This is a genomic window from Streptomyces sp. NPDC003042, assembly GCF_053591315.1.
Window position 1 is genome coordinate 1 of record NZ_JBSFTP010000125.1, and the last position, 12,034, is coordinate 12,034.

Here is a 12,034-nt window from a genome sequence, read left to right on the forward strand (position 1 = left end):
TCGAGGGGGCGCTCGACGAACCGGCCCTCGCCGAGGCGCTGCTGGTCTTCGTCCGCACGCTGGTCGGCAGCTCTTCCAGGTCTCAGCCCACAGGGGCTCAGCCCGCAACACCCCACCCGCAAGGAAATGCCCCGCACCAAGCCTTCTGCCACCGCCTTCAGCTGTTGACGCCGGCGATATCGAGAAGCTGGTGCATCAGTTCCACGGGCAGCGCGGGGTTGAGAGCCGCCGTACGTGACATCTCGCCCTCGCCCAGCATCTCGATCAGCCTCGTGTAGGGCAGGCGGGGGTCGGCCACGGCGTGGCGGCGGACCGTGTCGTTCTCGTCGTGGGAGAGCCGCTCGACGAGCTGCGGTTCCGCTTCGGGGTCGAAGAGCGCTGCATACCGCAGCCGGTAGTTCGGATCGTCCGCGAAACGGGCCAGGCCAGGGCGGGCGAAGTTGCGGCGGGATGCCAGAAGGCCCCAGCTCAGTCCGTGCCAGTCGGTGAACATCTCCACCAGCAGCTCGTGCGGCGCGTGGTCGTTCTCGCACAGCATCAGCCGGACGTAGTAGTCGTCGTCGGCGGCCAGCCGCTCGATCACGTCGACGGGTAGCTCTGGTGCGCGCGTTACGCCCCGGCGCAGCAGGACGTGGGAGGAGACGGCGATCTCCCGCAGCGCGTCCAGGTCGCCGAAGCGTTCCTCGACCCACACGGGCACCGGATGCCGGCCTTCGGTCACCGTGTAGTCGATCGCCGTGCGCTGTTCCTCGGTGAGGTCCCCACGCAGGGAGACGGCGAGACGGACGGAGGCATCGGGATCGGTGGCCAGGGTGAGGGCGAGCCTCGTTGGCACGTGGGGATTGGATGCGGCCGCACGGCGTATCCAGTCGTCCTCGTGCTCCACGAGGAGCCGCGCCAACGCGGCCTCGACGGGCGCCTTGAACGCGGCGTCGCGGCGCCGACGGTCGTCCTCTTCCGCGAGGAAGTCCTTGACCGTAGCCGGCAGCGGCACATCGACGCGGGTGGCGCGTTCGGCCGCCTTACGCACCCTGGGATCGGGGTCGGCCTCGGCCGCGGCCCGGACCTCCGGGCGCAGTCGTGGCCAGCTCCATGGGCCGATCGCGGCGGAGCGGACGCGCGGGTCGGGGTCCTCGGCGAGGGAGAGCAGGGTCTCGTCCGGCAGACCGGGCAGTGCGGTAGCCCAGTAGCGCAGCCGCACCTCGGGGTCGGTAGCGACCCGGACTGTGACTTCCGTCGGCAGCTCGACGCCGAACTCGCCCGCCATGACGACCGCGCAGCGGCGCACCTTCGGGTCGGGGTCGTCGGCCAGCACGGCAAGCGCTTCCGGCGGCAGGTGCGGATTCGCGGCGAGGATCTCGCGGACCTTGGGGTCGGGATGCGCGACGGCGGCCATCGCCAACTGGGGCGACAGCTCTCGATAGATCAGCCAGGACCGGGGATCGGGCAGCGGGTCAACCGTGAAGACACGTCGGAGTACCGAAACCGGTGCCGCGCGGTTCACGGCGAGCCCCACGATCCATTCCGCGTGCAGGGCCCTGTCGGCCCCGAGCAACCGCAGGGCTTCGGCGCGGGTGGAATCCGATGCCTCCAAGACGTCGAACGCAGTTCGTGTCAGCTGTTCACCAGTGTCTCCCATGAAGTGATCTTTGCAGTCGGCCCGGTACGGTGCTCTTACTGGCTGCCTGATCATCTCTCGGCGATGCGGCGTGTGCTTCCTGTTACGGTTCGCAGCATGACTGGCGTGTTCGACGTAGCCGAGGCTCTGGACGGCGGAGTTTCCGACCGAGAGCGGGCGTGGGCGTTCATCCGCGGCTTCGCCGCTGCTTGGGGCGAGCCACTGACCGAGGACGACGGCACGCCGGCAGCGGAATTGGCGCGGGCCGAGGCAGCGCTCGGTTGCTTCCTGCCGGCCGCGCTGCGTGAGGTCTACGCGCTCCTGGGCGCGCGGTTCGACCTGATCGCCAACCAGGATCCCTTGCTGACGCCCGCCGAGATGTTCGTGCATGACGAGTGCGGCGGTGTCCTCGTCTTCCGCAGCGAGAATCAGGGCGGCGCCTTCTGGGGCGTGCGCCTGCGCGACCTTGATCAGGATGATCCGCCGGTGTTCGTCCAGGGGCGGCACGGCTGGGTGCAATTCATGGCTCGGGTGTCCCTGGCCTGCGTCGAGCTCGTACTGAGCGAGGCGCTGTTCGGCGGTGGAGGTCGGCTGTACAACGCGTGCGAGCTGCCGGCGGACCTGCTTGGTGCGGTGCCCGAACGCTTCCGGCGCGTCGCACTGCCCGACTACCCGACGTGGACGGGTCCGGAGGAATTTCCGGTGCGTTGGTTCTCCGCCCCGGGGCAGCTGCTCCGCCAAGACGGCTTGGGCGTCCACAGCTGGCTGCACGTCCGGGGCCGGACCCGGGCTGACCTGGAGGCCGTCTGCGAGACCGTCCCCGGGCAGTGGGCCCTGGGATACACCGAGTCACTGGACGCCGAACCGCTGCCCTTCTCACCCTCATGATCGAGGCGGCCGGCCGCGTTCAGTCCGGCCGGCGGGGAATCCGGGCTGCGGCCACCGCTCCAGGCGCCGGTCAGCAGATCTGCCCGGAGCCGAACCCCAGCTCCGGCGGGAGGAGTTGACAGGCGCCGTCGGGTGTAGAGGACGCATCTTTGCTAACTATCTAACAAGCCGCCCAGCGGCCTCCTCCATCGGCGCAAGCGGCGCCCGCTCGCCGACCACCACTCACTTCCGCCAACCCCGGTTCCCGCGCCGACACCTGTTCCGGCGACCGCCCGGCCGGCCACGCGTACGAGCTCGACGGCCGGCACATCACGGACGTCCCGAGCCTCTACCTGGCGCTCGGCGAGGCGGTGAACGGACCGGGCGGCTACTTCGGCGGCTGCCTGGCCGCCCTCGCCGACTGCCTGCGCGGTACCTTCGGCTACACCGCCCCCGCAACGCTGCTCTGGCGGGACGCCGCGACCGCGCGCGAGCACCTGTCCCGTGCCGTGACGCCGGACGGCCAGCCGTACGACCTGATGGCCGGTACCTTTGATGCCCTGGCCCAGGGCGGGATGCGTGTCATGTTCGCGTGAAGCGGTCTCTGCCGCTGCGGTGGCTGTGACGCAACGCTTCAGTTGGTCCGTCTTGGTTTGACGGGCCCTCGGGGGTTCCCCGCCGGTCGTGCTCGTGACCGGCGGGGAGACTCACCTCGAACGTCGGAACCTGACCGCCGGGCGGCCCGGCGTTATGCGGTGGGGCGACGTCGGCGGCCCGTGCCCACGACGAACGCGGCGCCCAGGGCGAGTGCCATACCGGAGGCGCCGAGGGCCCAGCTGGTAGCCGAGTCGGTGCCGGTCCGGGCGAGCTCGCCACCCGTGGCGGGGGAGCCGGTGTTGGTGTTGCCGCCCGTGCTGCCGCTGTTGTCGACCGGCTTCGAGCCGCCGTCCGGGGAGGGCTTGTTGCCGCCGGTGTCGTGGTCGGTGTCGCCGTTCCCGTTCCCGTTCCCGTTCCCGTCACCGCTCGTGCCCGACGTGACGACCGAGGTCTGGAGGACGACCATGGGCGAATCGACGGGCTGATCCGATCCGTTGCTGTCCGCGTACAGGATCACGACGACGTCGCAGGCCGGGGCGTCGGCAGTGGCGCGGACCCGGAGCTGGATGTCGAACTTGGCGTTCTTCCCCACGGCCCAGTCGAAGATCGCCCCGGGAGTCGAGCCCGTGGGGTCCTTCTCGACCGCAACCCACTCCTTGCCGTTCCAGATCTCGATGTCCAGGTGCTCGGCACGCAGGACGTGCTTGCCGTCGTTGAAGAAGAACAGCGTGAACGTGTACTTGTCGATCGCCTCCTTGCCGGAGTTGTCGACGTTCAGGGCGAGCGACTCCCAGCCGCCTCCGGCCTTGAAACCTGCCTTGGGCAGTCCGTTCAGCGCCAGCTTCGGGCCGTGGCGGAGCGCCTGTCCGTCGGGGGCGGTGAGCACGGTGCGGTGCTTGACGCGCTCCGCGCTGCCGCCCTCGGCGGTGGTGTCCAGGGAAATGCGGGTGGGCGGGACGTCCTTGTCGAACTTCATCCGAAGCTTGAGGTCGAACACCTCGTTCTTCTCGATGTCGACCTCGGCGAGGCCGAGGCTCCATGCCTCCTCCGAGCCGTACGCCTCGACCGTGCGCCAGGCCCAGGTACCGGCGGAGTCCGGTGCGTACATCTCCAACTGGATGTCACCGTCCTGGAACTCGGCGGTGTCGAGCGTCCACAGGACCAGTTCCAGGCTGTAGTCGTCGACTGCCGCGCGGCCGGAGTTGTCCACGTGGAGGGCGAACTCGCGCCAGTCGTCGCCGGCCTTGAAGCCATGGGTCGGTAGCCCGTCCAGGGTCAGGTTCGGGGCCCCGGCCTTGATCCCGTCGCCCGCGTCGGTCTTGCTGTGGGTGATCTTCGACGGGTACGACGCCACCTTCGAGTCGACGTCCCGGTGGTCCGTGCCGCTGACGTGGACCTTGATGTCGGCTGCGGGCGCCGCGGCGGTGGCGCGCATCCGCACCTTGAGCTCGGTGACCGAGCCCGCGCCGTACGAGAGGCCGGGGGTCAGGTCGTAGACCGGGGCGTCGATCGCGGGCATCGGGGCTGCGGTGTGCCAGGCGCCGGCGTGGAACACCTCCACGTCGAAGTACGAGGCCTTCAGCGCGCTGCCGGTGACACGGAGTTCCAGCGCGTAGTCGTCGACCGCCTTGAGGCCGCTGTTGTCCACCTTGAGCGTGGCTTCGCTCCAGTTGCCACCGGCCACGAACCCGGCTGCGGGCAGGTTCTCCAGAGAGAGCTTGGGCCCCCAGGGCCGTTCCTGACCAACGCTCTGCTTGGCCGACTCCTTGGCCGCGCCGACCGGCGTCGCCTCGGCCTCAGGCTTGGCCGTGTCGTCCTTCGGCGCCGCGTCGGGTGTGGTGACCGCCGGCTTCTGCACCTCGTCGGCCATCGCGGGCGAGGCCATCAGGACAGTCGGACCCACTACGGCGGCGGCAGCCACGAAGGCAATGCGCTTGAGCTTCACTACGGTTCCCCCTCTACATGGCTCCGCCTCACACGCATACGTGCGGAACCATCCCCCGATGTCATTTTGAACATGATCAGCCTAATCGAACGTAGCAGCCCAATAGAACTGATCGCGTCACCGATTGACTCCGGCGCCGAGCGGCTGCCCCGGCGCCAGACCTCTCCAGCTCCCAGGCAAGGTGGGAAACCACAACGGTGTGCCACCGGCCAAGGCCGGTTCGATTCGGCTCACTTCGCCGCCCGGAACCGGGTATGTTCCGTTGATGCCCGCGTACACACCCCCCTGGCCCGCCGCTGTTCCTTTGGCGACGCCGCGCCTCTCTCTGCAACCGCTCCGCGTGGAGCACGCGCGTGAGGCGGCGTCCGTCTTCGGTGATGTACGGCTTCATACGTGGACGGGTGGGACGCCCCACTCACCCGCGCGGCTCGAAGCGCGGTACGGGCGCCAGTTGGCGGGCCACTCGCCGGACGGTACGCAGGGGTGGCTGAACTGGATGCTGCGCCGGACGTCGGACGGGCAGCTGATCGGCACGGTCCAGGCCACGTTGCAACGGCCGGCCGCCGACGACGCGCTTGAGGCGTCCCTCGCATGGGTGGTCGGTGTCGACTTCCAGCACAAGGGCTACGGGCGAGAAGGAGCGCTTGCCATGGCGTCCTGGCTGCGGGCGCAGGGGGTGGGCGGGCTGGCCGCGTACATCCATCCGGGGCATCACGCGTCGATGGGCATCGCACGGGTGCTCGGGCTGAGGGCGTCCGATGTGGTGGAGGACGGCGAGATCCGGTGGAGCGACTCAGGGAAGTAGGGCGCTACAACGCCTGCGGTACGACGCAGGCTGCGTGGCCGCGTGCGCCGTGGAGGGACGGTGATCAGTCGCCGAGGGCGAGGTGAGATGCCGTCAGTACGGCGGTGATGCCGAGCGAGCTGAGCACACCCCGGACGAGGGTGCCGGTCTGGATGCCGAGGACAACGCCCCAGGCGCGCCTGCGGCGGCCCGGGGCGGCGGTGCGCAGTGCGATTTCCTGCCCGAAATCGGGCAGGAATGCTCTTGTAGTGTCCATGGAGTGACGTACGCGATGGGAACGGTCGAGCGCATATGGCGGTATCCGATCAAGTCGACGGGAGGAGAGCAGCTGCGGCGAGCGGATGTCGACACCCGCGGTCTCGTCGGCGACCGTCTGTTCGCGGTGCGCGACGGCACGGGCAAGCTCGGCTCCGGTAAGAACACCCGACGGTTCCGCCGGATGCCCGGCCTGCTGCAATTGCGTTCCCGCTACGCGGACGGGACGCAGGAGCCGGAGCTGCTGGATCCGCACGGCGCGATCGTTGCCGATCCAACCGCCTACCTCCGCAGATACCTTGGCCGAGACGACGTCGCATTGGCCCGCGAGCAAGAGATCTCCCACTTCGACCAGCTTCCTCTCAGCGTCCTGACTACAGCCACCCTCGACTGGGCGCGCGGCGGTTCCCGATGTTCCGGTCGACGAGCGGCGCTTCCGGCCGAATCTCCTGGTGCGGACCCCACCGGGTACCCGTCCGTTCGTCGAGGACGAGTGGTTCGGGTGCAAGGCGTGGATCGGAGGTGCCCTGTGTCTGGAGTTCGTGCGCTCCAGCGAGCGGTGTGTCATGACCAATGAAGCCCAACGGGATCTACCCCACTCCCCGCTGGTGCTGCGAGCGATCGCGAAGGCACATCACGCCCGGCTGGACGCCCTGGCAACAGTGGTGGCGCCCGGTCCGGTACGTGCCGGAGACGCCGTCATTCTCATGTGACGAGGGCCATCGCAGCGCGACGCACGTCACTAGCCGGCCCCACCGGTACGTGGCGGAGGCGGTGAACTGCATGAACTCGGAAAGTTCGCACCCTGTCAGCCGGGCCGCGGCCGCACAGCCCGGCTGGCCGCACTGCCTCTGGGAGGCCGTCAGCCGGTGCACCCCGGGACCGCGCCGACCGGGCTGCAGTTGTTCGGCCGGTTGTCGCGGATGACGTCGCCGTTCAGGGTGAGGACCCCGGAGGCCTTGAAGATGCCGCCGCCGTCGCCAGCCCGGTTGCGGGTGATGGTGTTCCTCTCCAGCGTGGTGGTGCCCAGCCCCGTGGGTCCCCCCGCGTGGTAGAGGCCGCCGCCCTGTGCGGTGCCGCCCTTCGCGGTGACCGTGTTCCGCAGGATCTGGTTGCGCCTGGCTGTCAGGGTGCCGCCGTCGGGGTTGTCGAGGCCGCCGCCCTGGGCCGTGCCGTTCCGAGCGTTGACGGTGTTGCCGGTGATGTGGCTGTCGGTCAGGTCGAGGGTGCCGATGGGACCCACACGGATACCGCCCCCGCGCGCGGTGCCGTCCTCGGCGACGGCCCGGTTGCCGCTGATCTTCACCTTGCTCACGGTCATCAGGGCGTTGTTCGCGATGCCACCGCCCTGGGCGAAACCGTGAGGAGCGTCCGATGTGTTGTCCCTGATGGCGCCGCCGGTCACGATCATCCTGCCGGGCTCGGGAATGCCGTTGGAGACGGCGGCACGTGCGAACCCGCCCGGGGCGAAGGAACGGTTCTTGCTGATGACCGTGTTCTCGACGGTCGTCTCGGCGAAGCTGATGATGCCGGCCCCGAAGGCAAAGCTCTGGGTGTCCTCCGTGACGGTCGCGGTGTTCCCGGTCAGCCTCGAATCGGTGACCGTCAGCGGACCGTCGTTCGCGATGGCAGCGCCGGCGGCGCCACCACCGATGGCGCTCCCGTTGTACACGACGTGGTTACCGGTCACCTCGGTCTCGCTCACGCTTCCGGTGCCGGGACTGTCGATACCGCCGCCCTGGGCGAACACGTCGGACTGGGAGGTGTTGCCGATGAACCTGCTGCGGGTCACCCTCATCGTTCCGGTGTTGGAGATGCCACCGCCGCAGACGATGCCCGGGGGCTGGTCCTGGAAGAAGGGGCAGTCGATGGCGAAGCCGCCCTTGACCGTGGTGCGGTCGAGCGTCAGATTGCCCGTCCCCGCGACAAAGAGGATGCGGAACTTCGGAGCCTTCTTGTCGCGCGCGATCGTCGAGTGACGCCCGTCGATGGTGATCTCGCCGCGGATCTCCGGCAGTCCGTTGCCGGGACTGGCCGGGTCGGGTGCCGACAGCCGGTACGTGCACTCGCGCGCCAGCCGGAGCGTGTCCGGCCCCGGTGAGCTGTTCGCGGCGTTGATCGCCGCGACGAGATCCGGGACCGAGCAGCGAACGTTCACCGTGGCGGCGTGAGCGGCCGGGGCCGGTACCGCCACCAGTGCGCCCGCCACGAGGCCGAGGACGGCCGGGACATGCCGACGAGACATGGGACTCCTTCTTCTGCGGTGGGCGGCCGGCCGTCAGAGGACCGCAACCAGCCGGGCCCAGCCGACCACGCGCCGTCGCCGTCGGCTTCCCGGAGTGATCCGTACGGGCGGGCGGGCGGTCCGTACGGGCGAGCGATGACCCGGACGGAGCATGAAGAGGCGCGAAGGGGCGCCTTCGACGAGGGCGTCCCTGCTCTCCTCGTCCGCCGGCCTCATCGGCCAGGAGTTCGGCGTCGAGGGGTGGATGGAATCGCTGCGCTACGACGTCGCGCGGACCGGCGGCCTTCCCCCGGGCCGGGGGCCCCTCACGGCCGAGGCCACCGCCGCCGCACCGCGGTGTGGACGAGCCATCCCGCCGCCGCGCCGACTGTGTACCAGAACAGGTCAGGTGGATTGAAGGTGGAACCGAGCACGAGGCGGGCGACGGCGCTGCGCTGGGAGAGCTCCGCCGGCACCGTGCTGAGCTGTAGGAACTCGACCGCCCAACTGGCGGCCAGCGCGCTTCCGGCGGCCCTCAAGGGCGTCACCCGTGGGGCGACCAAGACGACAAGAGTGAGAAGCAGGACGGTGTACAGCGTGTCTCCACCGTACTTGGCCATGTTCCCCGCCGTCACTGCCCTGAGACCGAGCCCCGCGCCGACGATCACGATGGCAGCCCCGGCTGCCGCCATACGGGTCCGTACCGCGTCGGCAGCGGCGCGGTCAGGGGTTTCGGGGATGAGGGCCACTGGGTCATCCTGCCGGACGTGTGAGCGGGGGGTGTGGGCGGGCGCTCCCGCACTGGCCGAATCGGGCCGCTCACCTGCGGGATGTCCCTGGCTGAAGCTGAAGATCTCCTCGGCCCGGGCCGCTCTCACCCGGCGCGCGTAATGAAGGGGCCTGATGTCGACGGCCACCCCTACTCTTGGGGCGGGCTGCGGCTGGTGGTCACTCAGCGGGCGGTGAGCGGCATCTGGATCAGCCTCTGGCCAGGTTCGACCGTCAGCCTTCCGCCGCTCGCCCTCCCTGATTCCGAGTCGTTCGAGGCCACCGTCCTCCGCGAGGAGCTGATCACTGCCCTCGACATCGCAGGCTGCCGGCATGTGGTCAACAGCACCCTCACCTTCGACGAGCAGTCAAGCATCCTTACGCAGCCCGCCGACGTCTGCGCGGTCTTCGGCTTGCCGGGACGGGACAACCATGTGCCGCACCGTGATCGGTGGCGGGATCCCCCTGCGGCCGCTCGTCACGGAAGCGGGTCAGAACCGTGCCGATATTTGGTGGCGGACCGTGTCGACGCGCGCGACGATGCCCACATGGACTCGGGTGAGCGGATCAATGAACCAGCGGTGACTCGGTGGACGAGCTCCACCATCCACCCCGACATGTGGGTCGACCCGGACGACGACCCACGCGAGACCGAGGTCAAGACCGCCGATGAACGCAGCATGCTGCTCGACCATCTGCGCGCCTACCGCCTCACCACGGAAATGAAATGCGCGGGCTTGGACGCCGAGCAGCTCGCCCTGCGATCCGTACCACCGTCCACGATGTCCTTGCTCGGGTTGGTGCGACACATGGCCGAGGAGGAGCGACATTTTCGCCGCGTGATGACCGGCGAGGACGCGCCGAAGCTGTACTGCACAGCCGACGACCGCGACGGCGACTGGAACGGCGCGATCGCCGACCCGGCGGTCGTGGACGATGCCTGGCGACAGTGGCGGGCCGAGGTGGAGCTCAACGACCAGTTCCTGGCCGGCGTCCGCGACCTCGGCATCGGGAACGCCGGCGTCTGCGACCTCGGCCCCCACGGTGAGGACGTGCAGCTTCGCGATGTCCTGGTGGCGCAGATCGCGGAGTACGCGCGGCACTGCGGCCACGCCGACCTCCTGCGCGAGCGGATCGACGGCCGAGTAGGCCAGTGATCACTGCACTTTGACACACCGATCAAGATCACTCATAGGGTGTAGATCATCACACCCTGGGGCCGGCGGCGACGGACGGGTCCGCGGTGGGCGACCGTCACTCCGTACGCAGGCGCGGGACCGGCCAGCCCACCGTCGCCGTCCTCGGATGGCCGCGCCGACTGGAACGACCTCGCCACCCGCATGGCCGCCCCACGCGTCGTCGTCGACACCAAGAACTGCCCGCCCGTCGGAACGATCACGACGGCACCCCTGCTCCACCGCTCCCTGGGCCCGGTTGGGCGCCATCAACGGCACACCGCTCACAGGACCCACCGGAACTGCCGCCCACCGGAGGAATCCGCTGACCGCAGGCCCTGACCAGGCCAGAACCGGCGCGGACGCCCCCGAGGGCTCGCACCCGGATGCCCGGACGGCCGCGCAGTGAGACCGTGAGGGAGCGGCCCGTTTCGCAGGAGCGAGGGAGGACGTATGACTGAGGGATTCGAACCGATCGTCGAGAACGAGCCGGCGGTGCACGGGGCCCCCACCGTGACTTTGGTCGAAGGGCCCACGTTCTGTGTCTCGGGAACCTCCGGCGACATGGACGCGGAGTGGACGCAGGGACTGTTCTTCCGGGACACCCGCATCATCTCCGACTGGCGTCTACGGGTGGACGACCGGATCCCTCAGCACCTCACGGTGCTCTCCCACACCCCGTACAGCACCACCTTCGTCTCCCGCGTCCCGCCGCGCGGCTCGCAGACCGAGCTGCTCCTGGAACGACGACGCTACGTCGGCGAGGGCATGCGGGAGGATCTCCACCTTCGTAACCTGGGAAACCTGCGGATTTCGGCGAAAATCTCGCTGCACGTGGGTGCCGACTTCGCCGACCTGTTCGAGGTGAAGGAAAGCCGAGCGCGGCCCAACGGCGGCGTCTCCTGCACGCCCGACGGATCCTGTCTGACCTTCGCCTTCCAGAACGCCTCGGCGCACCGCGGTGTGCGCGTCGAGGCAACGGGCGCCCGAGCACAGGGCGACCGCCTGGATTTCCACGTCGAGCTGGAGCCGCGCGGCGAGTGGCGCACGACGGTCGTGGTCCAGCCGAGCGTCGACGGTCGGCACGTCGCCGGGACGTTCCCCGCAGGAGTGGAGGTGGGCGAGTCCCCGCCCGCCCTGCGCATGCGGGCCTGGCGCGAGGCCGCCCCGCAGATCGCGGAGATCGAGGATCCGGAACTGCACCGGACCCTGCGGCGGAGCCGGGAGGACCTCGGCGCGCTGCGCATCTTCGACCCCGAGTACCCGGAGAACGTGGCGGTCGCCGCCGGCGCACCCTGGTTCATGGCGCTCTTCGGCCGTGACTCGCTGCTGTCCTCGTACATGGCTCTGCCACTGGATCCGACGCTGGCCCTCGGCACCCTGCAGACCCTGGCCCGCGCGCAGGGTCGCACCACCGACCCGCGGACGGAAGAGCAGCCGGGCCGGATCCTGCACGAGACCCGCTTGGGCCTGGACTTCCCGCTGGCCCGTGGTGGCGGCAGCGTCTACTACGGCACGGCGGACGCGACGCCGCTGTTCGTGATGATGCTGGGCGAGCTGCGGCGCTGGGGAATCGCGCCGGAGGCGGTGGAGGCGCTGCTCCCGCACGCGGACCGGGCGCTGGAGTGGATCGAGAAGTACGGGGACCGGGACGGCGACGGTTTCGTCGAGTACCAGCGGATGACGGAGGACGGCCTGCTCAACCAGGGCTGGAAGGACTCCTTCGACGGCGTCAACTTCGCCGACGGCCGCCTGGCCGAGCCGCCCATCGCCCTGTGCG

General features: G+C 69.6%; 10 protein-coding genes and 2 pseudogenes. 7 read left to right on the forward strand and 5 right to left on the reverse strand.

The annotated features are described in order from the left end of the window. Window positions 1-157: 157 nt before the first annotated feature. Window positions 158-1,639 carry a hypothetical protein gene (locus ACWDYJ_RS34375; protein WP_451569537.1) on the reverse strand — a complete coding sequence of 494 codons (1,482 nt, stop codon included), beginning with the start codon at window positions 1,637-1,639 and terminating at the stop codon, window positions 158-160. A gap of 3 nt (window positions 1,640-1,642) precedes the next feature. Between ACWDYJ_RS34375 and ACWDYJ_RS34380 the strand changes: the two genes are divergently transcribed. Beyond that, window positions 1,643-2,506, forward strand: coding sequence for an SMI1/KNR4 family protein (locus ACWDYJ_RS34380; RefSeq protein ID WP_451569538.1), 864 nt, complete (start codon window positions 1,643-1,645; stop codon window positions 2,504-2,506). A gap of 266 nt (window positions 2,507-2,772) precedes the next feature. Then, window positions 2,773-3,081 (forward strand): annotated as a pseudogene (locus ACWDYJ_RS34385) (barstar family protein); the annotation flags it as partial. 152 nt (window positions 3,082-3,233) lie between these two features. Here the strand turns inward: ACWDYJ_RS34385 and ACWDYJ_RS34390 are convergent. Further along, window positions 3,234-5,027 (reverse strand): hypothetical protein, encoded by a 1,794-nt coding sequence (locus ACWDYJ_RS34390; protein WP_451569539.1) that lies wholly within the window; start codon window positions 5,025-5,027, stop codon window positions 3,234-3,236. Window positions 5,028-5,292: 265 nt separating this feature from the next. Here ACWDYJ_RS34390 and ACWDYJ_RS34395 point away from each other — a divergent pair, with 265 nt between their 5' ends. Then, on the forward strand, window positions 5,293-5,832 hold the full coding sequence (locus tag ACWDYJ_RS34395) for a GNAT family N-acetyltransferase (protein WP_451569540.1): 540 nt from the start codon (window positions 5,293-5,295) through the stop codon (window positions 5,830-5,832). Between the two features lie 64 nt (window positions 5,833-5,896). Here ACWDYJ_RS34395 and ACWDYJ_RS34400 read toward each other — a convergent pair whose 3' ends face one another. Beyond that, window positions 5,897-6,088, reverse strand: coding sequence for a hypothetical protein (locus tag ACWDYJ_RS34400; protein ID WP_451569541.1), 192 nt, complete (start codon window positions 6,086-6,088; stop codon window positions 5,897-5,899). A 15-nt stretch (window positions 6,089-6,103) separates the two neighbouring features. Here ACWDYJ_RS34400 and ACWDYJ_RS34405 point away from each other — a divergent pair. Together ACWDYJ_RS34405 and ACWDYJ_RS34410 are read left to right on the forward strand one after the other, a co-directional pair. After that, window positions 6,104-6,247: pseudogene (locus ACWDYJ_RS34405) on the forward strand (MOSC N-terminal beta barrel domain-containing protein); the annotation flags it as partial. 292 nt (window positions 6,248-6,539) lie between these two features. Next, the gene (locus tag ACWDYJ_RS34410) at window positions 6,540-6,800 is read left to right on the forward strand and encodes an MOSC domain-containing protein (protein WP_451569542.1); all 261 of its coding nucleotides are present in this window, start codon (window positions 6,540-6,542) and stop codon (window positions 6,798-6,800) included. 149 nt (window positions 6,801-6,949) lie between these two features. Here ACWDYJ_RS34410 and ACWDYJ_RS34415 read toward each other — a convergent pair whose 3' ends face one another. Both ACWDYJ_RS34415 and ACWDYJ_RS34420 read right to left on the reverse strand, forming a co-directional pair. Further along, the gene (locus ACWDYJ_RS34415) at window positions 6,950-8,332 is read right to left on the reverse strand and encodes a hypothetical protein (protein WP_451569543.1); all 1,383 of its coding nucleotides are present in this window, start codon (window positions 8,330-8,332) and stop codon (window positions 6,950-6,952) included. 305 nt (window positions 8,333-8,637) lie between these two features. After that, window positions 8,638-9,003 (reverse strand): ribosomal maturation YjgA family protein, encoded by a 366-nt coding sequence (locus ACWDYJ_RS34420; protein ID WP_451569545.1) that lies wholly within the window; start codon window positions 9,001-9,003, stop codon window positions 8,638-8,640. Window positions 9,004-9,627: 624 nt separating this feature from the next. On the opposite strand from ACWDYJ_RS34420, the gene ACWDYJ_RS34425 reads away from it, so the two are divergent. Then, window positions 9,628-10,236 carry a DinB family protein gene (locus ACWDYJ_RS34425; protein WP_451569546.1) on the forward strand — a complete coding sequence of 203 codons (609 nt, stop codon included), beginning with the start codon at window positions 9,628-9,630 and terminating at the stop codon, window positions 10,234-10,236. Between the two features lie 471 nt (window positions 10,237-10,707). Next, window positions 10,708-12,034 (forward strand): amylo-alpha-1,6-glucosidase (locus ACWDYJ_RS34430; RefSeq protein ID WP_451569544.1); only part of this gene is annotated, 1,327 nt, incomplete at its 3' end.

What these genes read in the sequence shown, in the direction of transcription:
- ACWDYJ_RS34375 (WP_451569537.1), bottom strand. Translation starts at nt 1,639, where the DNA reads ATGGGAGACACTGGTGAACAGCTGACACGAACTGCGTTCGACGTCTTG.
- ACWDYJ_RS34395 (WP_451569540.1), top strand. Translation starts at nt 5,293, where the DNA reads ATGCCCGCGTACACACCCCCCTGGCCCGCCGCTGTTCCTTTGGCGACG.
- ACWDYJ_RS34400 (WP_451569541.1), bottom strand. Translation starts at nt 6,088, where the DNA reads ATGGACACTACAAGAGCATTCCTGCCCGATTTCGGGCAGGAAATCGCA.
- ACWDYJ_RS34415 (WP_451569543.1), bottom strand. Translation starts at nt 8,332, where the DNA reads ATGTCTCGTCGGCATGTCCCGGCCGTCCTCGGCCTCGTGGCGGGCGCA.
- ACWDYJ_RS34420 (WP_451569545.1), bottom strand. Translation starts at nt 9,003, where the DNA reads ATGGCGGCAGCCGGGGCTGCCATCGTGATCGTCGGCGCGGGGCTCGGT.
- ACWDYJ_RS34425 (WP_451569546.1), top strand. Translation starts at nt 9,628, where the DNA reads ATGGACTCGGGTGAGCGGATCAATGAACCAGCGGTGACTCGGTGGACG.